This is a genomic window from Alcaligenes faecalis, from assembly GCF_041521385.1.
GTDB classification, from domain to species: domain Bacteria; phylum Pseudomonadota; class Gammaproteobacteria; order Burkholderiales; family Burkholderiaceae_B; genus Alcaligenes; species Alcaligenes faecalis_E.
This window is the reverse complement of the sequence record NZ_CP168006.1, coordinates 2,694,121-2,718,631: the sequence shown is the minus strand read 5'-3', so window position 1 is coordinate 2,718,631 and position 24,511 is coordinate 2,694,121. Positions and strand designations below refer to the sequence as shown.

Below are 24,511 nucleotides of genomic sequence, written 5' to 3'. Positions count from 1 at the left end.
GATTCTCCTTTGCGTTTTTCTATCGTGCGCTCAAGCTCGGGCCGAAGCCGGTTCACCCTTCAATTCACGCTGCTTCTTACCCGACACCGACTTGTCATCGTAGTGAAAGGACTGCACGCGCTGGGCCAGTACAGAAAAATCAAAACGTTCCTGACTACGCAAACTGATTGCCACACACACCACGGCACTGACACCGTAAGCCGTCAAGGACCCCAGTAAAACAATGTACTCACGTAGAAAACCAATGAAATTAGGAAGCAAGATAGCGGTCGCCATCACCCCAATTGCAATGGCAATACGGCTGCGGAAAAACGCAAAGGTCATCAAACCAGCAACGACACCACCGCCAATCGATGCGGTCACTTCGTAGAACAAGGCCACCACACCTTCGATGGGAACCAGCTCAAAGCGCACAATCGTAAACAGCACAACGGCGCACAGAACCGACCAGGTAAACGCTTTATTGGTAACACGATCCCAGTAAAAACTGGCGATAACCGGGAACACAATTGCGCCCCACAAGGCCCCAACAAACACCAGCATCACCAGAATATCGAGACGCAAACTGGCAAAGATCACCCCCACCATTGTGGCAACAACCATAGTGGCACGGCCCCACCACAGCATGCGAGCGGGTTTGGGACGACCACGGGCAATGTTTTTGGCGTAAATATCCGTCATCACAATGGCTGACAAGGCGGCCAAGTCCGAGTCTGCTGTGGAAGACAGGGAGCCCACCACCAGGACGAAAAACAAGGCAATGCCAACTGGCGGCAGATAAGTGGACGCCATCTGCGGGATGATATTGTTCATATTGCCATTAACAGGCTGCAAGCCGGTGAACAAGGCCAGCAGACCCAACATGCCCAAACCAATCACAACCGCACCATAACCAATAGTGGCCGTCAGGAAAGTGGGCTTGATCAGATCTTCCCGCACCGCAAACAGGCGTTGGGCAATCGTCTGGTTACCAATCGCGTAAGCCAGTACGGCCACAAAATACGGCGCACCTTGCTCCAAAATAGCCTTGGTCGAATAAAAGTTGGCTTGCTCGGAATCCAGACGCCACCAATTGGCCTGAATCATCTCTGTGCCACCAGCGTTAAAGAAAATCAGCGGAATAATGACGACGGCCGACAAAATCATGGCAACCAACTGAGCAAAGTCTGTCATCACCGAGGCACGGAAACCTGACCACAAGGTGTAGGACAGCACGCCCAGACCCGCAATCAGCACACCTTGAATAAAAGTCAAAGGGCTAAGGACCGAGACCAACGCACCCGCGGCGGTGAAATTCACCATCAGGCTGATACCACTGCCTACCACGTTGGAAATCGCCATAATCATCTGACTGGACGAGCCATGCCGTGCGTGCAGCACCTCGGCCAACGTATGTGCCTGCGGGGCCAGTTGGCGAAAACGTCGCCCAAAGGGGTAGATGAACAAAATCATCAAGGCCCCCCATAGCCCGTAATGCAGAGGGCCAGATAAACCATACTTAAAACCCGAGGTCGCACTGGCGTAAAACGACGCGGCCCATATCCAGGTGGCAATCATGCTGGCCGCTGCCAGGCCAAATCCCACCGCACTGTTGGATACCATGTACCCATCTACGTTTTCTTTCTTTTGACCGATCATGATGGACATCAGGAATGTCGCACCATAAAAGCCAACCAGCAACAATATGGCCGTTGTGGTTGAAAGCGTAAAAAACTCCGCCTCTTGCATGTCTTTCCCTTTCTCGTCTGCGCAATAGCCGCTTGCAAAACAGCTCTCACTCGCATGCGTGCCGATTCCGCAGTAACGCGCTGGGCGGCACCGATCCCAGGACCAGAACCCAAACACCCGAACCGAACGCGCGCACAAACGCCTCCGCCCTTGACACAAGCCAAAGCGAGAAAAAGCAAGACACAGCGCAAAGTGCCTCACATTACGGCAAGTCTGCGGGCCTTACAGCAAATAAACATGGCCAGAGACAAGCCGCTCTGTTGCAGGCCGATGTCGTGCGAGACAGTCGGCTGGTTGTTCCGCGACCCAAGGGTCGGGCAAGGTGTTTCGGGCTAAAGCCGGGTTGTTGTGCAACAACCTGTTGAAGAACGGACCGCCATTTTTTTATGCAATTTTGTCGCACCTGAACGGTCGGTTCGAGAAGCTGATTCAATGAACCAGAGCGATCAATTATACATATTTAAAATTTTAGGGTCTATATCATGCTGTTTCAGCATCGAGAAAGGGCTTTTCAGCTCTTTTCAATGCTCTCGTAGACCTCATCAGTGCTCAAGCTGGCACGAGCCAGTTCTTGGCAGACCTCGGGTACTTTGCCTACAAATGCGTAGCCTTCCCCACGCACCGAGCGGATGGGCAGCTCCTCGCCCATCATCGTTAATTTTCGTTTCAAGCGACTGATCAAAACGTCCACAGACCGGACAGTTGCCTCCCGCCCCTCTTCCAGAGGAAACAAGCGATCACGCTCTACGGTTTGGGGACTGACTGCAAAGAGGACCTGCACAATACGCCGCTCACCGCGCGTCAACATGACCGAGTGCCCCCGTGGTGTAAGCAAAGTCCAACCGTTCTCCATCAAATCCCATCGTTGCAGCTCCGGCTCCAACTCTGTTTTTTGAGACAACAGCCCCGCACTAACAGGCTCTGCCAGATCAGTTCGCAAGCTTTGCTGCAAGGCATATCCACGACGTCGCAAGGCCTGCACGCAAGCGACCACTTCTACTGGCAAGGCATCTTGGTCAAAGCAGGCATCAGCCCCAGCAAGCAACAAATGCCCTCGCTCCAGGCCAGCCATCTTGTCACGCCGCACCACAATGACGCCTGCCGCAGGAAAATCCATCCGTAAGCGATTGATATACCAAAAAATTTTCTCTGCCTGACACACCAGGGCAAATACCATCTCCGCCCCGATCGAATGCGCCAAGGACAGGCATTGCTCTATCGTCTCTACCGTCTTTACCTTTACGCCCCACTGCTCCGACTCCATGGCGATCTGCTGCAAACTAGCCTTGTCGTTATGTAACAGAAACATTCGTTCTACCGTCATAGTCCTCACCCTTGTGGGTCCAAACTAGGCACTTTATGTTTTTTACCCTTGGACTGGCCGGTCAATTCGCCACTGGCTGCCTTGACCAGGAACGGGGTCATCAAGGAATTCGTGTGGAGATCAGAATTCAAAGTCACTGAAACCGTCCCACCCCTTTCGGTCAGTGCGATCTTGCGGCCCGCTGTCAAACAAAGGTCTCGCCAAGAATCTGTTGAACAAGGGTGGCACGGTCCCGCAAGCTCAAGCTCAAGCTCAAGCTCAGCACCCATTCCAACACCGTGCGGCTGTCGCAAGTGCCGCCCAAACTCCGTGTACTGTGCATCTTGGACTTTCCCCAACCACCCTAGATGTTGCCGTTTTTTCGTTTAAAACCGATTTATAAACTCTGTTCATCATCTCTTTGCACACAAGCGCAATTCGCCACACTCCTTCCTTGACAATCTTGTATTGGACTGACCCAAGAGAGCTTTCAAGTGCAATCCCCCTACCCTGCCATGAAGATAATTTGCCCCATCAAAATAAATGCCTACCAAACCCTCACTATTATTTGGTTTTTTATTTTCTTACTATTTTTTTTTAATTTCTTTTGAATTCATGCAAAACCTGTTTGAATCACTGCAAAAAACGCCTTGATAAACCGTTTATTTCATTTTTGTTTTAAATATTAAAATTCTTGTGCCGTCGGTAGGCTGATGGGGACAGGCCGCTATATCGGCGAAATGCGGTCGCAAAATTGGCCGGACTCACGTAGCCAGATTCGACCGCCACGTTAGTGATGGCCATCTCTGTTTGCCTGAGCAAGTACATGGCATAACGCATGCGGCTGGAGTACACAAAATCACGAACGGTCAGCCCCCCACTTTCTTTAAAAAGCTCGTTCAGGCGGCGAGCCGTTATTCCAAACGTCTCCGCCAAGCTTTCGGTCGTCAAATAATCCGACAGATTGTCCCGCACGTGCTGCTGTACTGCGTCAACCAGGCAATGCTGACCAGAGGAACGGGGGGAAGCTTCCCATTCCTTGTTTTTACTAGGTTCTTCTTGAACTACGTTCATCTCCTTCAAACCCAGATGTAGGCGAATACGCTCTATCACCAATTGCACATGGGTTTGGTACGTAATGAAATCACGAGCGCCACTACGCAAAGCCATGAGCTGGCTATCCGCACACGAGCCTGCTGATAGGAACACCACTGGAATGGAAGCAGTTTGAGGGTTGGCACGCAACATCCGCATCAATGCGTCGCCCCGCAAACCTGGCAAGTTGTACTCACTCAACACAAAATCAGGCCGTAAGAACTGACAACGTGCCAGGCCCTGCTGCGCATTCAGTGCAAAACTAATACGAGCAAAACTAGCGCGTAACAAAGCCAGTAAATCGGCTATGCCAGCAGGTTCTGGAGCAATAAGCAAAATATGAGCTTCAGACGAGGCATGCATAAACAATCCACCTATGGGGCAAATAAGTTTGTTCTATTCCAAGCTGGGGCCAATTCTAATTATTAAAAACACTTACAAATAATTCTCTAATTTTCTTGAGCTTTATATTTCCATTTATTTCCATATAAAAAGTTACATTATTTCGTTTTATTTCCTCCGAAATCCATTAAACCTTGTCTTACAATGCAAAGATGCGAAAAAAAAGCTGCATTACATTCAAATATTTTTCTTTTGTTTCAAATTAGTAAATTAAGATTCAAAACAATACTTAATCGCACAAACAGACAAATAAAAACCCCGCCGCAGCGGGGTTCATCAGATCAATCAGGGTCAGAACTCAAGGATTAAGCGCATCAGCATAGCCCGCCTGCGCTAAAACGCCCAATGGGCCAATTTGGCGTACCAGGTCGATTTGTTCGGGTGTACGCACATAGATGCAGCCTGCATACGACAAGGCATTGACCGAAATCCCGTCTACCAGCTCCACACTACGTGGCACGACCAGCATCCATCCCTGGCCAGCCAGCATGTTATGAGGCGGCAACAATCCGTCCTGTCCGGGAATCAACCCCAACTCATTGCACGCCAAGCAATAAGAATTCAAAAGGCTGCCACTCAAGGCCACTGGGTCAGACGTGTCCACCAAACGAACAAAGCAGTGCTCGAAGGCCAACGCGGGATGTTGATGCACACTGCCCACCGCAGCCTTAACAGGGAGTTTGTCCAGATACAAAGCCAGCGAACCGTTGCTATCCGCCGGCGGAATCCATTGCGTATGTTTGTGACGTTGACTGGCACCTGCCGGGCCACCACCGTTGTAAAAGCCCAAACCACCCTGCAAGGCCAGAAAATCCGCCAAAACCCGGAAATCAATATCACGCAGCGGACTGAGCTGCTCAGAGAACACCTTGTCGGCCAGCACCAGATGCAAATCACAGACGGCAAATTTGTTCAGCACAATATTGTGCGTGTTGCTGGCATCGTCTACGGTCAATACCGGAGCAGGTGGTAGAAAAGGGTTGAAGTTGGGGTCGCGCGGCCCACCCGGAATCGAGACGCTGGCGGCATCCTTGGCCGCCAGAGTGGATACCCAACGCACAAAAAATGTCAGCCCCTGATCATGCATTAGCTCTTCCTGAGCTTGCACCGGCAACAAGTCACCGCTGGCCAGCGCGGCCTGGCTTAGTTGGTCCAGGCGTTGCAAAATTTCCTTGCTCACGTCGTCTCGCTCCTCATTTGAAGTTGTATAGTGACGCCTTATTGTAGGCAAGAGACGCGAGTAAACGCGCATTGCTGCCTAGTGCACATTTCCCACCACCTCTATCAGGAGTACTCCATGTCCGGTATCCGCCGTATTGCCAGCCCACTACCACTGCCTTTCTCGCGTGCCACCATGGCTGGCGGCTTTCTGTTCTTGTCCGGCCAGATTCCTTACGACGCCCAAGGTGAAGTGGTGCGCGGCTCCATCCAGGACCAGACCCACGCCGTGTTTGACCGCCTGATCGAAGGCCTGGCTCTGGCTGACGCCACCCTGGCTGATGTCGTCAAAGCCACGGTCTGGCTATCCGATATGGCCTTGTTTGCCGACTTCAACAAAGTCTATGCCGAACGCTTTGGCGACACTCTGCCTACCCGCTCCCTGGTTGAGGCCAAGCTGGCCAAAAGCGTGGACGTAGAAATTGAAGTGCAGGCCTGGCTGGGCGATCGCGCCTAAACGGCCTTCAGACTGACGGGCCTTCACACAAATTCACGCTACCCGGTCTTGGATATGGCACACTGAATTTCCCGAGTCCAAGGAGAATCCTGATGCGTTTTTTTGCTTCGGCCCGTCACACTTTACTGGTTTGCTCTGTCCTAGGTCTGGGCACCAGCACCGCCACCTACGCAGCCAATACTGAAAAAACGGCAGAACCGACAGCGATCAAACGCTTTCTAGCCGACTCGGACCTGCCTTTTTCCCGCGCGGTGCAAGCCGGAGACTTTCTGTTCCTGTCGGGGCAGATCCCGCTGAACGAGAAAGGCGAAATCATACGCGGCAGCATTGAAGACCAAACCAATGCCACGCTGGACCGAATTGAAGAGACCCTGAAGCTAGCCGGCGCAGACCTCAGCCATGTCGTCAAAGCGACGGTTTACCTCTCTGATATGGCCTTGTACGATCAATTCAATAAAGCCTATACAGCACGCCTGGGTAGCCACTTCCCGGCACGCTCTTTGGTACAGGCCAAACTGGTCGGTGGTGTTGACGTAGAAATCGAGGTGCAAGCATGGGCAGGTGCTAAAGCCGGGCCCGCCAAACAGTAAGACAGACCACTTGCCATAGCCAATTCCTTATAAGCAACACGCCTATTGCCTGACTGTCTTGTATGGCACACTAGCACCCTTAGCCAGACCCTTTACCCGCGCCAGGCTTGCTGCCTGGCGTTTTCGTTGCCTTTACGGACTCTCTCATGATCTACGCGATTACTGCCCTTTTCGCCTTTCAGTTAATAGGCGAAATCCTGGTGCAGACACTGTCTTTGCCGCTGCCAGGGCCTTTGGCAGGCATGCTGCTTCTGGCCGCTGCCTTGCTGATTCGTGGCGGCGTACCAACCTCTTTAGAGCGCACAGCCAGTGTCATGCTGCAGAACTTGATGCTGCTGTTCATCCCCGCCGTAACCGGCGTGATGTTGTATTTTGATCGAGTCGCCAAGGAGTGGCAGCCCTTCTTGATCGCCACTTTGGGCGGCACCGTCATCACCATGGTGGTCACCGCCGTGGTGCTCAATCGCCTGCTTAAAAACCGCCAGGAAGAAGAATAATGACGGACGGACTTTTTGAAATCTGGGTCTTTCTGTCCAGTTCGCCCCTGTTGTGGCTGACCTTGACCTGCTCGGTCTACGCAGGCTCGGTCTGGATGTACCGCAAATCAGGCAGCAGCCCCTTTTTGCTACCGATTCTGGTCTCGGTTCTTGTGATTGTGTCCCTGCTCTTGCTGACGCGCACGCCCTACCCCGTCTATTTTGAAGGGGCCAAGTTCATTCACTTCCTGATTGGGCCAGCCACGGTGGCTCTGGCCGTACCGCTCTATAGCCAGCTGCGTCAGTTGCGCAAGATCTGGAAGCCGCTGACCATTGCCCTGCTGATTGGCTCGGTTACCGCTATTTTCAGCACGGTCCTGATTGCCTGGGCTTTGGGCGGATCAATTGAAACCATCATGTCGGTTGCCCCACGCTCGGCCACCATGCCGATTGCCATGGCCTTGGCAGAACAATTTGACGGTCAGCCTTCCTTGGCTGCTGTGGCGGTTGCCATTACCGGGATTGCGGGCACCATCATGGCGCGCCCGCTGCTGAACTTGCTGCGTATTGATCGACCCGAAGCCCGCGGCTTTGCAGTGGGCGTGACCGCGCACGCCATCGGCACCGCCCGTGCCTTGCAGGTTCACGAAACGATTGGGGCTTTCTCCGCCATTGGTCTGAGCCTGAACGGCATCATGACAGCGGTTCTGGTGCCCTTTGTTCCTATAGTCCTGCGCTGCTTAGGCGTGGCCTGACAAGGCAAAGCAGGCTGGCTCTAGCGCCACTCGTCCCGATAGACGAAACGGGGCATCTGCCAATTGCGGTGCAAAGCCAGCATACGGAAACCCAGGCCGATAATCATCGGGCCCAACAGGGTCACATACGGGTTCCAATCCAGATGCTGGGCACCCAAATACAAAGCGCCGGTCAGCATGGAGACGCTGGCATACATCTCCTTGCGTAGCAGCAAGGGGATGTCATTGCACAAGATGTCGCGCAGAACACCACCGGCACAACCGGTGATCATGCCGCTGAGCAGCACCACCGTAATCGGTAGCTTCATCTCCAGCGCAATCTGGCAGCCAATCACGGTAAAGACCACCAGTCCCATGGCGTCGAGCAGCAGGAACAAGCTGTGCAAGCGCCGCATGATCGGAGCGATCAAAGCAGTCAGGATGGCCGCACCCGCCGTAATCCACAGGTATTCCGGGTGCTGTACCCAGGTCAGCGGGTAATGCCCCAGAAGCACGTCCCGCACCGAGCCGCCGCCCAGGGCGGTGACACAGGCGATGGTACAGACCCCCACCCAGTCCATGTCGCGTCGGCCAGCGGCCAGCGCCGCGGTCATGGCTTCAGCGGTGATGGCAATAATGTAGAGAACAAGTAAGAGCATGATATTTTTTAAGCATCAAGCTGTTGAAGAAGACCCCGATAACAACGCAGCATCAGCAAGCCAGGCACAGCAATAAAAACGGTACAAATAAAAAAGCCCGGCCAGCCCAGGGATTGGACCAGCACAGGTGTCAAAGGCCCTGCCAGATACGTACGCCCCACTGCCGACAAAGCCGACAGCAGCGCAAATTGGGTGGCCGAGTACGTCCGATTACACAGGGCCATCAGCAAAGCCACAAAGGCCGCTGTCCCCAGGCCGCCGCACAGATTTTCCAGACCAACCACCATGCCCATCAGCCACATGGATGGCGCAGTTTCAATCGCAATCAACCAATAACCCAGGTTGGAGACGGCCTGCAACACACCAAAAATCATCAAGGCACGATACAGACCCAGACGGGCCATGATCGCCCCGCCCATCAAGGCCCCCACCACGGTGGCTGCCAGGCCAAACACCTTATTGATGGTGCCGACCTCGGACAAGGTAAAACCGGCCGCGCGAATCAGAAAGGTGGTGGACAAGGCACCCGCAAAGGCATCACCCAGCTTATAGAGCACGATCAGGGCCAGAATGCTCCAGGCGCCAGGACGCGAGAAAAAATCGGCCAAAGGCGCAACCACGGCTTCGGACAAATTGCGCGGCGGGCGGCTCTGCTCCTGTGGATCCGGCGAAATCAAGGTCACCAGCGCACACAGTGCCATGAAGCCGCCCATCAGGAAATAGGTGTTGGACCAGCCCAACCAGCGATCAGCCAGAATCAGAGCCAAACCGCCGGACACAATCATGGCGATGCGGTAGCCCATAACCTTGACCGCTGCCCCTGCTGCCCGTTCCTGCGCTTGCAGCACATCGGTGCAATAGGCATCAAAGGCAATGTCCTGTGTCGCTGACAAAAAGGCCACCCACACGGCCAGCAAAGCCAGTGCGGTCAGATTTACCGAGGGGGAAAACAAGCCCATGGCCGCAATCGAGGCGGCCAACAACAACTGAGTCAGCAGAATCCAGCCACGTCTGCGCCCCATAAAAGGCGGCGCGTAGCGGTCAATCAGGGGGGCCCACAGAAATTTCAGCGTATAAGCCGAGCCAACCAGGGTCAGGAAACCAATCTCGGTCAGCGAAACATTTTCAACCGTTGCCCAGGCCTGCAAAGTGCCTGAAACCAGGGCCAGGGGCAGGCCGCTGGCAAACCCCAGAATCAGCAAAGGCAAGACTCGGGGACTGGTATAGACACGTGACACGTCAGACCTTATTAACGCTGAGCAGCAAGAAAATGGGGGGACTCAAAACGATACATCGCCAAGGTACTGCGCCAGCCCGGCAAAAAGCGCACCGTATCGCGACCATTGAATGCAGCACGATCAAGAATACGTACACCCACCGCCTGGGCCAGATCCTGAAAGTCTTTCATGGTGCACAAATGGATGTTGGGCGTGTTGTACCACTGATAAGGCATTTCGCCGGTAACCGGCATGCGTCCGCGCAAAATGCTCCAGCCATGCGGCCAATAACCGAAATTGGGAAACGAGACGATACCATACCGCGCCACCCGCGCCATCTCGCGCAGGATGTGCTCGGTATGGTGCATGGATTGCAAGGTTTTGGACAGCACAACGGTATCAAACTGCTGGTCGCTAAATAACGCCAGACCTTCTTCCAAGTCCTGCTGAATGACATTGACGCCGCGACGCACCGAAGCGATCACGAACTGGTCGTTCAACTCTACGCCCGTGCCGACGACCTGGCGCGTATCACGAAGATGCGCCAGCAAGGTGCCATCGTTACAGCCCAGATCCAGCACACGCGAACCTGGCTCAATCCACTGCGCAATGCGCAGCAAATCCGGTCTTAACATGGCGGCATCCACCTGTGTTTGCAGCTTAGTCATTCAGCCAGCACCCCTGTTGTGCGCGTGCGCGCAGGCAAGCCCAAATTAGCGGCGATCTGGTCATAGTACCCCTGCACCACGGCATGATAACGAGGGTCTTCCAGCAAGAAAGCGTCGTGCCCGTGCGGGGCATCGATTTCAGCATAAGTGACCTGACGCTGGTTGCGCAGCAAAGCCTGCACGATTTCACGCGAACACTCGGGCGAGAAACGCCAGTCCGTGGTGAAGGACACCAACAAGAACTTGGCCAGCACCTTTTCCAGTGCCTTGACCAGGTCCCCCTGAGACTGGCGCGAAGGGTCAAAGTAATCCAGCGCACGAGTGATAATCAGGTAGGTATTGGCGTCAAAGTAACGCGAGAATTTCTCGCCTTGATAGCGCAAATAGGATTCGACCTCGAATTCCACGCCATAGTTGTAGTGATATTCGCCGCCTTGAGCTGGCGCACGCTGATTACGGCCAAATTTTTCGGCCATCACGGTATCAGACAAATAAGTGATGTGGCCCACCATGCGGGCAACACCCAGACCCGCTTTAGGCACCACACCATGCTCGTAGTAATTACCACCGTGAAACTGCGGGTCGGACAAAATGGCGCTGCGGGCCACTTCGTTAAAGGCAATGTTCTGGGCCGACAGGCGCGAGGTGCTGGCAATAACCACACAGTTCTCCACACGCTCGGGGCAACTAATGGCCCAGCTCAGGGCCTGCATGCCACCCAAAGAGCCCCCCATGACGGCCGCAAACTTGCGAATGCCAAAGTAATCCGCCAAACGGGCCTGGGCACGAACCCAGTCTTCCACCGTCAGAACAGGAAACTCGGAGCCCCACGGTTTGCCTGTGGCGGGATTGATGCTGGACGGGCCGGTAGAACCAAAGCAGGAGCCAATATTGTTGACGCCAATGACGAAAAAGCGATCGGTATCCACCGCTTTGCCGGGGCCGACCATATTGTCCCACCAGCCTATGCTTTTGGGATCATCGTCGTAATAACCGGCAACGTGGTGCGAGGCATTGAGTGCATGGCACACCAATACCGCATTGCTGCGTTCATCGTTAAGGGTGCCGTAGGTTTCGACTGCCAGCTCGTAGCTGGGCAGCACTTGCCCGCTGCGCAGGTGCAGAGGTTCGTCAAAGGCGATGAGTTCGGCTTGTACAGGGCCCACGGAACCTTCGGGGATCAATCCGCAGGATGGGCTAAGGGCGCCAGTATCGGCGCGAGGGACGGAATCAGTGGCCATCAGGACCTCTTTAGCTGGATTTATGGAGCGCCCGCAAGCGGATCAGGCAAATCGGCGCAAAACGTATAAGGCAAAATTCTAGCATCGCTGCAGCGCGGCGTCCAAATCGACCAGCCGGGATCGATTCAGAACTCTGGGCAAAGGTAACGTCAGAAAAAATACAGTGCTTTGATTTACATCATTATTTTCGTGTAAATCTGTCTGCCAGCTAAGCTAAATTTGAGTACATTGGCCCGACATTTACCACGAATGCATGAGGAATGGCTTTACCGTGACGCACTTAACTTCACGCGAACAGTCCTGCCTGAACTGGGCCGCCCATGGCAAAACCAGTTGGGAAATCAGCATCATCCTGGGCATTACTGAGCGCACGATCAACTTTCACTTCCAGAACGCCTACGCCAAGCTTGGGGTCTACAGCCGCCAAGCGGCCATTACCCTGGCTTTGCAGCAGCGCCTGATCAGCGGCGATCCCGCTAGCGAGCTAAGCCGTCAAAGAAAACCGTTGCCTGAGCCGCGTCCGGGGCCTTGCCGGAGTCCGTCATAACAAAGCCCTGCACTATCCAGCCTGGCTCCATGCGGATCATGGCCTCCAGGCGCAAGGCTACGCCCCCCACATCGCGCGTCATGAAAAACACCTGACCTGGTGGTGGCAGTTGTACCTGGCTTTTCTCGCTGACCTGCCCATCTGGTATGAATTTCCCGCGCAAAGAATCGTGCAGCGCCTCGTACAGGCGTTGGCGGGCAGCCTCGTCCTGTTGCAGCTCCATGGGCAAAATCACATGGCCTACGGTATAGCTTTGTCCACCCGCCGTCGCGGTAGTGAGGTAAAAATCCAGTTGATGCTGCTCGAAATCCAGCAATCGGTGACTGGTGGTAGGCTTGCCAGGCAACATGACCGACAGGCCAGTGTGTTCAAGCTGAACCTTGCGCCAGTTAAACTCCGGACTGCAGGCGGCCAAGGTCAAGAAGGCCGCCAGTATCGCGATAATGCGCCTGATCGTCATGGTACTAATCCCGTATCCCGTTTCATGCTTTTCATCGGCTGGCTGAACAGCCGCCTTATACTCGCCCTGCCCAATACGCCGTTTGGCGCAACTTAACAAAGCAAGTGTGGTCGGACTACTATTTATAGACGGGGCCCAGCCCCTTTGAACAGTCCCGTATCTTGCACCCGATTTCGAAAGTGGGAAACACCACCATGAACACCAGCCACGAACGTCGCCTTGCCCTGCAACAGAATCCCGAGATTTTGCAGGGAATCTTGCGCGGCATCGAAAAAGAAGGACTGCGCGTTGATGCGCTGGGCCAATTGGCAGCGACCCCCCATCCCAAAACCATTGGGTCGGCCCTGACCAACGGCCACATCACAACCGACTACGCCGAGGCCCTGCTGGAGCTGATCACCGAACCGCAAGCCCGGGTCGAGGACGTGTTGCAAGAACTGACCGACATCCACACCTTTGTCGCCGGCAAACTGGACCAGGAAATAATCTGGAACCAGTCCATGCCTGCGCTGCTGCCCGCCGAACAAGATATTGCCATTGCCTGGTACGGCAAATCCAACACGGGCATGCTCAAGCATGTGTACCGCCGTGGTCTGGCTGAACGCTATGGCAAACCCATGCAATGCATTGCCGGGGTGCATTACAACTTTTCCTTGCCTGATGGTATCTGGCCCTTGTTAAACGTCTGTGGCGACAATCTGCAAGACCAGCGATCCAACGGGTATTTGGCACTGATCCGCAACTTCACGCGCTATTCCTGGCTGTTGATGTACTTGTTTGGTGCCTCGCCCGTGCTGGATGCGAACTTCCTGCAAGGTCGTAGCAACAATCTGGACAAGATCGACGACGACACACTGACCATGCCCTGGGCAACCAGCCTGCGCATGAGTGATCTGGGCTATCACAACAAGGAAGCCCAAGCCGAGCTTCAGCTTTGCTACAACGACCTGGACACCTTTGTGATGCGCATGTATCACGCTGCCGTGACCCCTTGGCCGGATTACGAAAAGCTGGGCACCCACCGCGATGGCGAGTGGATTCAGCTCAACACCCATATTCTGCAGATTGAAAACGAGTACTACTCCAGCATTCGCCCCAAGCGCACAACGCAGCGCAGCGAACGTCCAGCCACCGCCCTGGCCCAACGCGGTGTGGAATATATCGAAGTACGCTGCCTGGATATCGACCCAGAATCGCCCACCGGCATTTCCGAGCAAACCTGCCGCTTCCTGGATACGTTCCTGCTGTTCTGTACCATACAAGACAGCCCCTTCTTCCCGGATGGTGGCTACTGCCAGGACAGCAAAAACAACTTTGCCACTGTTGTGCGCGAAGGCCGCCGCCCAGGCCTGATGCTGACCAATCAGCAAAAAGAAAGCGTCAGCCTGCAAGACTGGGGCCACGAGATTCTGGAATCCTTGCTGCCTTACGCACAAATGCTGGATCAGGCCCTGAATACCCAAGGTCACACAGAAGCCGTACAAGCCCAAATCCGCAAGCTGGAGAACCCAGAGCTAACTCCGTCTGCCCAGTTACTAAACCAGTTACGTGAAACCGGCTTGAGCTTTCACGACTACGCCTTGCAACGCAGCCGCGAGCATCACGAAACCTTGCTGGCCCATCCTTTGTCTGCCTCCAAGCAAGCCGCCTTCGAGCAACAGGCTCAAGAGTCTGTGCAAGCCCAGCTTGATATCGAAGCGCAAGACCAGGAGTCCTTTGAGGACTACGTCCATCGCTACGAGCGCAATCTGATTCCACCCGCCGTGAACAACAGCTAAGCCAAGCCGCCCTACGGGGCGGTTTTTTATTCCACATCGTGACAGCTTGGCCCTTGTTCTGCCCCTCAACAGAGCGATAGTCGATATCGCCACCGTTACTTCATCACACCCGCAGAGTTCACAAGACGTATCAGCTCCAGCCAACGCCTGCACGCTTGCCGGCCTGCGATTGTATCAACCTAGCCAAGCCCCTTTGGCCTGAAAGGGTTTCTTTTACTAAACCCAAAAATTATTGTTATGTTATAACGTATCGAAAATTAATCAACTGGAAGATGAGATGCGTTTCCAACCCCGTCCCCTGCCACTAGCCCTGGCTCTGATTTTGTGTGCCTCTGCCCAAGCCAATGAAATTGAAGAAGCTGTCCCAGAACTGGCCCCTATCCGGATCTCCGCCAGCCCCCTGGCCTTGCGACAAACAGAACTGGCCACCGCCAGCACGGTCCTGCAAGGCCCCAAACTGGATTTGCGCCGCAGCAGCACCTTGGGTGAGTTGCTGGACGGTGAGGTCGGCATTCATGTAGACAGCTTCGGTAGCGGCGCCAGCCGCCCTGTCATTCGCGGCCAGACCGCTCCCCGCGTCAAAGTCTTAAGCGATGGTGCGGAGGTCATGGATGCTTCGGCCATCTCGCCCGACCACACCATCACAGTCGACACCTGGCTGGCAGACCGCATTGAGGTACTGCGCGGCCCATCCGCCCTGCTTTACGGCGGTGGTGCCATTGGCGGTGTCGTCAATGTCTTGGACCGCAAAATCCCTACGGCCATCCCCGAAAAGGGTTTTGAAGGCTCGGTGCGCGCCCAAGGCTCCACAGCGGACCGTGGCAGAATCGGCGCAGTGGAAATGACAGCGGGTGAAGGCAATATCGCCTTGCATGTGGAAGGAGCCTCGCACCGCAGCCGCGACTATCGCGTCCCCAACTGGACTGACAGCCGGGTCAAGGACTCGGACTCCAGCACGGACACCGGCAGCATCGGTCTGTCCTTTATTGGCGACCGTGGTTATATAGGTGCGGCTTACTCTTACCGCGAGGGCAGCTACGGCCTGCCCGGTCACAGCCATGAATATGAGGACTGCCACCCACACGGTGCCACCCTGCATTGTGGCGGCCATGGTCATGACCACGGCCATGACCACGATCACGGGCACAATCACGATCATGACCATGATCACTCGGCCACGGCTCACCTGCGCACCCAGCGCTTCGATATACGCGGCGAATTGCGCGATCCTTTACCCGGCTTCAAGCGTGCTCGCCTGCGAGCCGGTGCCACCGACTACCAGCACGTAGAAAAAGATGGTGATATAGCGGGCACTCGCTTTACCAATCGTGGCTACGACACCCGCCTGGAGCTGGAGCACGATTCTTGGGGGCCCTTCGAAGGCGTGATCGGCCTGCAGACCAGCCAGTCTGACTTTGCGTCCCGCGATGGCACAGAAAACTTCATCCCACCTACCCGAACTCGCAGCCATGGCTTGTTCCTCTTGGAAAGCGTGAACTGGGACGATTGGCGTCTGGAGCTGGGTGCGCGTCAGGAATGGCAAACCGTCTCCCCTGACTCGCAAACGCTGGAGCGCCGCAAAGGCACGGCCACCTCCTTCTCCCTGGGTACTGTCTGGGACTTTGCCCCTGAGTACGCGGCCAGCCTGTCCATTTCCCGTTCGCAACGCCTGCCCACCGCCCAGGAGCTATTCGCCAAAGGCGTACACTTTGCCACGCTCAGCTATGAGCGCGGCGACCCGAATCTGGATCGTGAGACCAGCCATACGGTTGATCTGGGCCTGCAAAAACATCTGGGCGATCTGCGCTTTGATCTGCGTACCTTCTACACACACAGCTCAAACTACATTTATGGCCGCAGCCTGGACCGTCACGAAGACTTCCAGTTGATTCAATACAGCCAGGACAAAGCCCAATTCTGGGGCCTGGAAGCCGAGGCCTCCTATCCCGTCACTTCCTGGGCCTCGGTCAGCGTATATGGCGATCTGGTGCGCGGTAAACTGCAAGATCCCGGCCGCAACCTGCCTCGCATGCCTGCCGCCCGCCTGGGCATTCGCACGGATCTGAACTGGCAGAACTGGTCCGGTTTTGTGGGTTACACCCATACCTTCGCCCAAAACCGCGTCGCTGAACATGAAGAAGGTTCACCGTCCTACGGTTTGCTCAGCATGGGTTTAAGCTACCGCCTGCATATGGACCAGAACACCTACACCCTGTACCTGAGAGGAAATAACTTGCTGAACAAGTTGGCCTACCGTCACACCTCCTTTATTGCCCGTCAGGCCCCCTTGATGGGACGCAACATTCTGGCTGGGATACAGGTGGAGTTTTGAGCAAGACCGCCCTACACACCGGTAGCCGTCTCTACCAGATCGTGGCCGACATGCAGGGCGACCGTCCCTGGGGCAACTTTCTGGATGCCGGCACCGGCAAAGGCTCGCTGCGCTGGTTGCTGACACTGGACACCGAACGCTGGACGGCCATTACCGCCTCCCCCGGTATGGCCGAACAGGTGACCCATGAGCTGGGCGATCAGAAACGTCCCGAGGACCGTCTGCTGGTGGGCAACTGGAGCGACCCGGAGTTTCTACAAGGCGAACGCTTTGATACGGTTCTGGCAGACTATCTACTCGGTGCCATAGACGGCTTTGCCCCCTACACCCAGGACCAACTGTTCAGCCGCCTGCGGCCGCTTACCGGCCAGCGTCTCTACATTATTGGTCTGGAGCCTTACGTGCCCTATAGCAGCACGGACCCGGCGGGCAAATTGATTGTGGAAATAGGCCGTTTACGCGATGCCTGCCTGCTACTGGCAGGCGAGCGCCCGTATCGCGAATACCCGATGGACTGGGTACTGCGTCATTTGCGGCAGTCCGGCTACCGTTGTGTGGATGCGCAACGCTTTGGCATTCGTTATGGCGACAGCTTCATTCACGGTCAACTGGATATGTGTGACGGGCGTCTGCGCCGTCTGAAGGACCGCAACCTGGCCCTGGCCTTGTCCGAGCATGTCCAGGCCCTGCGCAAGCAAGCCCTGGCCTTGAATCAGACCTTGGGAGGTCTGCGTCATGGTCATGACTATGTGATTTGTGCCGAAGCTATTTAAACCAGACCGCCGTACAAAATAAAGGGGCCTTATCAGCCCCTCCCCTTTATCTTTTTCAATACTCCACTGCCACACACCGTGTCGTAGCAAGCCCCCCGAAGCGCCACCTGGCTCCGTGTTCTCTTATCAGGTACGGCCCTGCTTGCTTCAGTCATCCTCTCTAGCTGATTGACCTGATAACACCTTGCTCTCACCTCCAGACAAAGGCTGAACATACAAATACAGATGGACATCTCTTTTTTGTCCCAGGCCAAATGATCGAAATCAATAGTTAGCCGACTTCATCCGAATCTCTCTTGGAACCCTCTTTAGGCAAACAGCGGACACAAAAAAAGCAGCCCACGGCTGCTTGCAATATGACGCGTTATAACTGGAAATTCACACCAGCCCTTGAAGCACGGCCCTAAAGAGCCGTATAAACAAGGAATTCTGGCGCGTCCGACAGGAATCGAACCTGTATCGAGGGCTTCGGAAACCCTAATTCTATCCATTGAACTACGGACGCCAAGCTCACTATTGTAGCGCGAGTTTGGAGTTTTTTTCAGCATCTATTGGGCAATTATGAGTATGCCAAATCAAGAGTCAGATACAAGAGCGATACACTCCGCTATAATCCATGGTTGCGCGATCTGGGTCGGTGGCTTGGTAGACACGTCCTTGCGCACACCCATTAGGTAGGCGCAAGCCTTTATTGGTGGCCGTCAAAGGCCCTCCCGTCATTTCTTGTACGAACTCGCAGGATCCGATAATGAGCAACACGGAACAAAAACCCGAAGAACACAACGAGGGTCACTCAGCCATGATCAAAACCCCTAAACAATTGCTTGTGACCGTGGCTCTGGCTTTCTTGGTGCCCATCGCGATTATTGTCATGCTGGTCAGTCTGGTTACCTCCACCATGGGTGCAGGTGCTGGCTCCGCCGCCCTTTCCCCTGAAGCCATCGCTGCCCGCATTCAACCGGTTGCCGGTTTCAAACTGGTTGACGTCAATGCCGTTAAAGAACTGAAGACGGGCCAGCAAGTGTACGAAACCACCTGTACCGCCTGTCACGGCACCGGTGTGGCCGGTGCGCCCAAGTTTGGCGACGAAGCTGCCTGGGGCGAACTACTCAAACAGGGCCAGGACGAGCTGATCAAGAACGCCATTCACGGCATTCGAGGCATGCCTGCCAAGGGCGGCAACCCATCGCTGGACGATATCGAAGTGGCCCGTGCCGTTGTTTACATGGCCAATGCAGCTGGCGCAGACTTCAAAGAGCCCGAAGCGCCTGCCCCGGAAGGTGAAGAAGCTGACGTCAAACCTGAAGCCGCGGCTGCAGATACTCAATCCGCCGAGGCCCCTGCCACGGAAGCCCCTGCCGCCACACAAACGGCAGCCGCTGACGACAGCAAAGTCGACCCAGCAGGCATCAAACTGTACGACACCATTTGCTTTGCCTGTCATGCAGCCGGTGTCGCCGGTGCGCCCAAGTTTGGCGATCAGGCTGCCTGGAAGCCCTATATCGAGTCCGGTATGGATACCATGCTTCAAAAAGCGATCCACGGTGTCGGCGCCATGCCTCCACGCGGCGGTTCGCAAGCCTCTGACGACGAAATCCGTGCTGCTATCCAACACATGGTTAACGCCGCCAAGTAAGCCTTGCACCAAGGCTCTGTCCTGGCACAGGGCCTGCGAATACAAAAAGCCCAATGAACATTCATTGGGCTTTTTCTTTGCCTGGACCTGTCGACAAAGAAGCGATACAGAAACAGCCCCTTCCGCCGATAAAAAAAGCCTGAGTCCGGTGACATCCCGAATTCAGGCTTACTCATCGCCTTGTTGATGGCTCTGCCTCTAGAACACTCTATGAGGCCTCATAAAGCGCCCAGGACTGCAAACTGAAACGCCTTACTGCGCCTTGCACTGAGCCAATGCCGTCAAGGACATACCCAGTTGAACACGGCGTTGCAGCCAGGGGCTGGCGCGATAACGCATATCGCCGGTGACAGCTTGCAGGGTGTTCAAGACATCCAGCAAATCACGCGAGCCCACGGCATCACCCATGGACAGCGGGCCATTGTGCGGGTAACCCAGACCCAGACGCACCGCAGCGTCAATGTCGGACGGTGTCGCAATCTGCTGCTGAGCGATATCGCTGGCAATGTTCACAATGGTGGCCACCAGACGCTGGGCCACAAAACCAGCAGAGTCTTCGATCACGCTAACCGCCGTACCATCGCTGGCCAGCATGGCCCAGGCCTGGTCACGCCATTCGGGTGTGGTTGCAGCCGAACACATCAGCACGCGGCGGCGGCCTTTTTCCAGACCGAACAAGGTATCCAGCGCCACGGTACGGGCAGGGTCCAGGCCATGCAGGGACACCAAAGTCGCCACGTCTTCACCGTAAGGCGTCAACAGAATCAGCGCATCAGCAGGCGGCTGGTCGCCTTCCACCACTTTCACCTCCAGTTCATTCAGCAATTGCAGAGCACGAGCCTGACCTTGCTCGTGATAAGGCGAAACCCACACAGGCGCAAAGGAGGTGACAACAGGAACAGTTGGCTCTTGCGGAACCTGTTTCTTGCCATCTTCATACTGGTAGAAGCCTTCGCCGTTCTTGCGGCCAAACAATTTACCGGCGTGGCGTACCGCCGTGATGGGCGAAGGACGGAAGCGCGGCTCGTCGTAGAACTGACGGTAAATGGATTCCATCACCGGATGGGACACATCCAGCGCAGTCAGATCCAGCAGTTCAAAGGGGCCCATGCGGAAACCGGCCTGCTCGCGCATGATAGCGTCGATCTGATAGAAAGGCGCCACGCATTCCTGGGCGATTTTCAGGCCCTCGATGTTCATGCCACGACCGGCGTGGTTCACGATAAAGCCAGGCATATCCTTGGCGCGCACAGGCGTGTGGCCCATATCGCGCGACACTTGCATCAGAGCATCACCCACTTCGGGCGATGTGCGCAAGCCATCAATAACCTCGACCACTTTCATCAGCGGTACGGGGTTGAAGAAGTGATAGCCAGCCACGCGCTCGGGGTGGCGGCAAGCTTGAGCAATGGCGGTAATGGACAGTGAAGAGGTATTGGAGGCCAACACACAATCAGCCGACACAATCTCTTCCAACTCTTGCAGCAAGCCTTGTTTAACGTCCAGGCGCTCCACAATAGCTTCCACTACCAGATCGGCAGGGGCCAAGGCTGGCAGATCGCTGGCGGTTTGCAAGCACGCTTTGGCCGCATCCACCTGTTCAGCCGTCATGCGGCCTTTGTCCTGCAAACGGTTCCAGACGGCGTGTACGTCCGCCAACGCCGCCTTGACCGAGTCTGCATTCAGGTCATAGAGCAAGACCTGCTTGCCTGCCTGAGCGGCAATCTGGGCAATGCCCCGCCCCATAGCACCTGCGCCAACAATAGCAATGGTTTGTATCTGTTTCATGATTCACAACCTGATCGAAAAGCAATAAAAATTAAGCCTGTTCAACAAAGCCGGACACCAGGGTCTCGACCTGATCGGGCGACAGCTCCAGCACTCGTGCCAGGACCTCGCGGGTGTGCTCTCCCAGACGTGGGGGCGCGCTGCGATACTGCACCGGCGTAGCCGACAAACGCAAAGGGCTGGCCACCGAAGGCACACTGCCACCCTGCCCGGTCGGCAAGTCCAGCCGCAAACCACGCACCAACACCTGCGGGTCCTGATAAACCTGCTCCATCGTATTAATAGGCCCGGCTGGAATACCCACGGCTTCCAGCGCCTGCAACCAGCTATCACGCGTCCGGCTCAACATGACCTGCGCCAGCAGGGGCACCAGCTCGTCCCTGTGCATGACGCGTCCGGCATTGCGCGCAAAACGGGGATCATCCGCCCACTCGGGGTGACCCAGCTCCTGCGCAAAACTGCGAAACTGAGCATCGTTACCCACCGCCACAATCAAATGCCCGTCACTGGCCTCAAAGACCTGATAAGGCACCAGATTCTGATGTGCATTGCCGGGACGCTGCGGAGCCTGACCGGTACACAAGTAATTCATGTTCTGATTGGCCATCATGGCCACCTGGCAATCCAGCAAGGCAATATCCAGATGCTGGCCCAGGCCACTACGATGGCGTTCTACCACCGCGGCCAATACGGCCACCGTGGCATACATGCCTGTCATGACATCAGCCACGGCCACACCCGCTTTTTGCGGTTCGCCATCGGGTTCCCCGGTCAGAGACATCAAGCCCCCCAGCCCCTGGATCATGAAGTCATATCCTGGCCGACTTGCATAGGGGCCACTCTGGCCAAATCCGGTAATCGAACAGTAAATCAGGGCTGGATTAATGGTTTGCAGGCTGTCGTAATCCAGCCCGTACTTTTTCAAACCACCCACCTTGAAATTTTCCACCAGAATATCGCAGCGCCTGACCAACTGACGCACCACCTCTGCGCCTTGTGCAGTGCCTATATCCAGGGTGATGGACTCTTTGTTGCGGTTGGCAGCCCCAAAATAGGCCGCATCTTCCGTGTCCGCCCTGTGACCATCCTGCAAATAGGGAGGGCCCCAAGCACGGGTATCGTCTCCGGCCCCAGGACGTTCCACCTTAATGACCTCCGCCCCCAAATCAGCCAGGTTTTGGGTACACCAAGGTCCGGCCAGCACGCGCGTCAAGTCCAGAACACGCAATCCCGCCAAGGGCGCCTTTCGTTCAGTCGTGGTCATAGCAAACAAAAATCCTTCAAGTCGCTTATTGTGCACTACGTCTTCTTAGTCCGGTCTACGGACAGAAAAAGTGCTCAAACCATGGTCATTTTCGGGCCCGGAGAAATTTGTGCAACGCACCAGACCGGGCAACGACAAACCGTCCTAGAATAGGTGACGATAGATTATCAGCGGCAGATCTTCCTTGCAGGACCCCACCCCTTCAAAAGGCGGGGCACATCTTTCGATAATAGGAGACCGACCTTATGCCATCGGCATTAACGCAGCAGCTTTATCAATCTATGACCCTGCCTGTGATGGCAGCACCCATGTTCATTGTCTCGAACCCGGCTCTGGTAATTGCACAATGCGCCAGCGGCATTATCGGTTCCGTCCCCGCTCTGAACGCGCGCCCCCAGGAAAAGCTCAAAGACTGGTTGGACCAGATCGACGACACCCTGGCCGAACTGCGCGAGCGCCATCCCGAGCGCCGCATCGCCCCCTACGCCATCAATCACATCATTCATCAGTCCAACGACCGCCTGGAACAGGATCTGCGGGTGTGCGCCGACCATAAGGTGCCACTGGTGATCACCAGCCTGCGCGCCCCACAGGATATTGTGCCGCACGTGCACGCCTGGGGCGGCAAAGTATTCCACGATGTCACCACCTTGCGCCATGCCGAAAAAGCCTTGGAAGCCGGCGTCGATGGCCTGATCGTGGTGGCCGCAGGGGCAGGCGGCCATGCCGGTACCTTGAGCCCCTTTGTACTGGTCAACGAAATCCGTCAGATTTTTGATGGCCCGATTGCCCTGTCAGGCGCCATGAGCCATGGCCGCGACATTCTGGCCGCTCAGGCCATGGGTGCCGACATGGCCTACATAGGCACCCGCTTCATTGCCAGTACCGAAGCCAATGCCTCGGACGATTACAAAAACATGATCGTCAAGGGTAGTGCCGCCGATATTGTCTACACCCCGCTGTTTACTGGCATCCCCGGCAACTATCTGAAGGACAGTATCCGTGCTGCCGGCCTGGACCCGGACAAGCTCGATAGCCAGAAAGCGGCCGACACCGCCTTTGGCTCGGGCTTGAGCAAGGCTTGGCGCGATATCTGGGGTGCTGGCCAAGGCATTGGTGGCATTGATTCGGTAGAGCCTACTGCCGATATCGTTGCGCGTTTACATCGTGAATATCAGGAAGCCAAGGCAGCACTGCTGGCCTCCCCCTTCGCCTGAACAGGAGCACACCATGATACGGACTCATGATGCAGGTCATTGGCTGGAGGTCATTCTGGATCGCCCGGAACGACGCAATGCCTTGACTGGCCCCATGTACGAAGAACTGGCCAACATCATCGACCAGGCCAATCAGAACCAGAAATATCGTGCCCTGATTCTGACCGGCGCAGGCGAACATTTCTGTGCAGGCAACGACATTTCCGAGCTGTCTGCTGTGCGCAATAGCGACATGCCGCCGCCGATCAAATTCCTGCGCAGTCTGGTCAAAGCCGACATCCCATTGATCGTGGCCGTGGAAGGCCACGCCGTGGGTATTGGCGTGACCTTGCTGCTGCATGCGGACTTTGTGTACGCGGCCCGTGACGCGCGTTTGCGCATGCCCTTCACCGCATTGGGCCTGTGCCCGGAAGGTGCCTCCAGCCACCTGCTGGCGCAGTACGTGGGGCCACGCCGTGCCAACGAATGGCTACTGCTGTCACAAGCCTTCAGCGCCGAGCAAGCCATGGAAGACGGCCTGCTCACTGAACTGACCGATCACGGCAATAGCCTGGAAGCCGCCCGTGCCTGCGCCCACGCGCTGTCCGAGCAGCCGCCCATTGCCTTGCGCACCAGCAAGCGTTTGCTCCGTGAGCCCCAGCGCGAGATTTTGCTGGAAGTCCTGGAGCGCGAGCGCACGCTATTTTCCAAACTACTGGAAGGCGACGAAGCCCTGCAAATTCTGGGGAAAATGAGCCAAAACCGCAGCGAGAAATAGCCGCTCTGATGGCCTGATTTCTACGCAAACCGGCATGTGCAGCGATCTTGCCACACTACACCCGACTCAGACGGGTTATAAGGGGCCTGTGAGAGCAGGTCCCTAATTTTTTTTTGCTGTATTCGAAAAAAATTCTTGCGTATAAAAAAAAAATCGCTGTATTTTATTTTT

General features: G+C 55.6%; 23 protein-coding genes, 1 tRNA gene and 1 riboswitch. Of the genes, 11 read left to right on the top strand and 13 right to left on the bottom strand.

Annotated features, from left to right (window positions below):
- Positions 1-30: 30 nt before the first annotated feature.
- The 5 genes from ACDI13_RS12135 to ACDI13_RS12115 form a co-directional block, all read right to left on the bottom strand.
- Positions 31-1,728 carry a sodium:solute symporter family protein gene (locus ACDI13_RS12135; protein ID WP_316990205.1) on the bottom strand — a complete coding sequence of 566 codons (1,698 nt, stop codon included), beginning with the start codon at positions 1,726-1,728 and terminating at the stop codon, positions 31-33.
- 511 nt (positions 1,729-2,239) lie between these two features.
- On the bottom strand, positions 2,240-3,052 hold the full coding sequence (locus ACDI13_RS12130) for a winged helix-turn-helix domain-containing protein (RefSeq protein WP_316990206.1): 813 nt from the start codon (positions 3,050-3,052) through the stop codon (positions 2,240-2,242).
- Positions 3,053-3,236: 184 nt separating this feature from the next.
- A complete protein-coding gene (locus ACDI13_RS12125) occupies positions 3,237-3,374 on the bottom strand; it encodes a hypothetical protein (RefSeq protein ID WP_316990207.1) in 138 nt (45 codons plus the stop codon).
- Positions 3,375-3,709: 335 nt separating this feature from the next.
- Positions 3,710-4,489, bottom strand: coding sequence for a helix-turn-helix domain-containing protein (locus ACDI13_RS12120; protein ID WP_316990208.1), 780 nt, complete (start codon positions 4,487-4,489; stop codon positions 3,710-3,712).
- Positions 4,490-4,826: 337 nt separating this feature from the next.
- On the bottom strand, positions 4,827-5,708 hold the full coding sequence (locus ACDI13_RS12115) for a phosphorylase (RefSeq protein ID WP_316990209.1): 882 nt from the start codon (positions 5,706-5,708) through the stop codon (positions 4,827-4,829).
- A 117-nt stretch (positions 5,709-5,825) separates the two neighbouring features.
- Between ACDI13_RS12115 and ACDI13_RS12110 the strand changes: the two genes are divergently transcribed.
- From ACDI13_RS12110 to ACDI13_RS12095, 4 genes are all read left to right on the top strand, one after another.
- Positions 5,826-6,203, top strand: coding sequence for a RidA family protein (locus tag ACDI13_RS12110; protein ID WP_094195448.1), 378 nt, complete (start codon positions 5,826-5,828; stop codon positions 6,201-6,203).
- Between the two features lie 92 nt (positions 6,204-6,295).
- On the top strand, positions 6,296-6,793 hold the full coding sequence (locus tag ACDI13_RS12105; RefSeq protein ID WP_316990210.1) for a RidA family protein: 498 nt from the start codon (positions 6,296-6,298) through the stop codon (positions 6,791-6,793).
- Between the two features lie 146 nt (positions 6,794-6,939).
- Entirely contained in the window at positions 6,940-7,290 is a 351-nt protein-coding gene (locus ACDI13_RS12100; RefSeq protein WP_316990211.1) for a CidA/LrgA family protein, read from the top strand.
- The gene (locus ACDI13_RS12095; RefSeq protein ID WP_316990212.1) at positions 7,290-8,024 is read left to right on the top strand and encodes an LrgB family protein; all 735 of its coding nucleotides are present in this window, start codon (positions 7,290-7,292) and stop codon (positions 8,022-8,024) included. The genes ACDI13_RS12100 and ACDI13_RS12095 overlap by 1 nt, the downstream gene beginning before the upstream one ends.
- Positions 8,025-8,044: 20 nt before the next feature.
- Here ACDI13_RS12095 and ACDI13_RS12090 read toward each other — a convergent pair whose 3' ends face one another.
- The 4 genes from ACDI13_RS12090 to ACDI13_RS12075 form a co-directional block, all read right to left on the bottom strand.
- The gene (locus tag ACDI13_RS12090; RefSeq protein ID WP_094195444.1) at positions 8,045-8,662 is read right to left on the bottom strand and encodes a trimeric intracellular cation channel family protein; all 618 of its coding nucleotides are present in this window, start codon (positions 8,660-8,662) and stop codon (positions 8,045-8,047) included.
- Between the two features lie 8 nt (positions 8,663-8,670).
- Positions 8,671-9,870 (bottom strand): muropeptide transporter, encoded by a 1,200-nt coding sequence (locus tag ACDI13_RS12085; RefSeq protein WP_372373122.1) that lies wholly within the window; start codon positions 9,868-9,870, stop codon positions 8,671-8,673.
- Positions 9,871-9,911: 41 nt separating this feature from the next.
- Positions 9,912-10,547 carry a methionine biosynthesis protein MetW gene (gene metW, locus ACDI13_RS12080; protein WP_316990214.1) on the bottom strand — a complete coding sequence of 212 codons (636 nt, stop codon included), beginning with the start codon at positions 10,545-10,547 and terminating at the stop codon, positions 9,912-9,914.
- The gene (locus tag ACDI13_RS12075) at positions 10,544-11,788 is read right to left on the bottom strand and encodes a homoserine O-acetyltransferase (protein WP_316990215.1); all 1,245 of its coding nucleotides are present in this window, start codon (positions 11,786-11,788) and stop codon (positions 10,544-10,546) included. Before ACDI13_RS12075 ends, metW begins: the two co-directional genes overlap by 4 nt.
- A riboswitch (SAM riboswitch) is annotated at positions 11,778-11,856 on the bottom strand. It overlaps the preceding gene by 11 nt.
- 203 nt (positions 11,857-12,059) lie before the next feature.
- Between ACDI13_RS12075 and ACDI13_RS12070 the strand changes: the two genes are divergently transcribed.
- Positions 12,060-12,335, top strand: coding sequence for a helix-turn-helix transcriptional regulator (locus ACDI13_RS12070; RefSeq protein ID WP_316990216.1), 276 nt, complete (start codon positions 12,060-12,062; stop codon positions 12,333-12,335).
- Here ACDI13_RS12070 and ACDI13_RS12065 read toward each other — a convergent pair.
- Positions 12,265-12,795: a hypothetical protein gene (locus tag ACDI13_RS12065; RefSeq protein ID WP_316990217.1), complete on the bottom strand. Its 531-nt coding sequence runs from the start codon at positions 12,793-12,795 to the stop codon at positions 12,265-12,267. The genes ACDI13_RS12070 and ACDI13_RS12065 overlap by 71 nt on opposite strands.
- A 194-nt stretch (positions 12,796-12,989) precedes the next feature.
- On the opposite strand from ACDI13_RS12065, the gene gshA reads away from it, so the two are divergent.
- From gshA to ACDI13_RS12050, 3 genes are all read left to right on the top strand, one after another.
- Positions 12,990-14,573 carry a glutamate--cysteine ligase gene (gene gshA, locus ACDI13_RS12060; RefSeq protein ID WP_316990218.1) on the top strand — a complete coding sequence of 528 codons (1,584 nt, stop codon included), beginning with the start codon at positions 12,990-12,992 and terminating at the stop codon, positions 14,571-14,573.
- Between the two features lie 277 nt (positions 14,574-14,850).
- Positions 14,851-16,905 carry a TonB-dependent receptor domain-containing protein gene (locus ACDI13_RS12055; protein ID WP_316990219.1) on the top strand — a complete coding sequence of 685 codons (2,055 nt, stop codon included), beginning with the start codon at positions 14,851-14,853 and terminating at the stop codon, positions 16,903-16,905.
- Positions 16,902-17,678 (top strand): class I SAM-dependent methyltransferase, encoded by a 777-nt coding sequence (locus ACDI13_RS12050; RefSeq protein WP_316990220.1) that lies wholly within the window; start codon positions 16,902-16,904, stop codon positions 17,676-17,678. The genes ACDI13_RS12055 and ACDI13_RS12050 overlap by 4 nt, the downstream gene beginning before the upstream one ends.
- 430 nt (positions 17,679-18,108) lie before the next feature.
- Here the strand turns inward: ACDI13_RS12050 and ACDI13_RS12045 are convergent.
- A tRNA-Arg gene (locus tag ACDI13_RS12045) sits at positions 18,109-18,183 on the bottom strand.
- Between the two features lie 243 nt (positions 18,184-18,426).
- On the opposite strand from ACDI13_RS12045, the gene ACDI13_RS12040 reads away from it, so the two are divergent.
- Positions 18,427-19,314, top strand: a complete 888-nt coding sequence (locus ACDI13_RS12040) for a c-type cytochrome (protein ID WP_316990607.1) — start codon at positions 18,427-18,429, stop codon at positions 19,312-19,314.
- A gap of 252 nt (positions 19,315-19,566) precedes the next feature.
- On the opposite strand, the gene ACDI13_RS12035 is transcribed toward ACDI13_RS12040, so the two are convergent.
- Both ACDI13_RS12035 and ACDI13_RS12030 read right to left on the bottom strand, forming a co-directional pair.
- Entirely contained in the window at positions 19,567-21,102 is a 1,536-nt protein-coding gene (locus ACDI13_RS12035) for a 3-hydroxyacyl-CoA dehydrogenase (RefSeq protein WP_316990606.1), read from the bottom strand.
- A 31-nt stretch (positions 21,103-21,133) separates the two neighbouring features.
- A complete protein-coding gene (locus ACDI13_RS12030) occupies positions 21,134-22,366 on the bottom strand; it encodes a CaiB/BaiF CoA-transferase family protein (RefSeq protein ID WP_316990605.1) in 1,233 nt (410 codons plus the stop codon).
- A 245-nt stretch (positions 22,367-22,611) separates the two neighbouring features.
- On the opposite strand from ACDI13_RS12030, the gene ACDI13_RS12025 reads away from it, so the two are divergent.
- The gene (locus ACDI13_RS12025) at positions 22,612-23,583 is read left to right on the top strand and encodes a nitronate monooxygenase family protein (protein ID WP_316990604.1); all 972 of its coding nucleotides are present in this window, start codon (positions 22,612-22,614) and stop codon (positions 23,581-23,583) included.
- A 13-nt stretch (positions 23,584-23,596) separates the two neighbouring features.
- Positions 23,597-24,340, top strand: a complete 744-nt coding sequence (locus tag ACDI13_RS12020) for an enoyl-CoA hydratase-related protein (protein WP_316990603.1) — start codon at positions 23,597-23,599, stop codon at positions 24,338-24,340.
- Positions 24,341-24,511 lie beyond the last annotated feature (171 nt).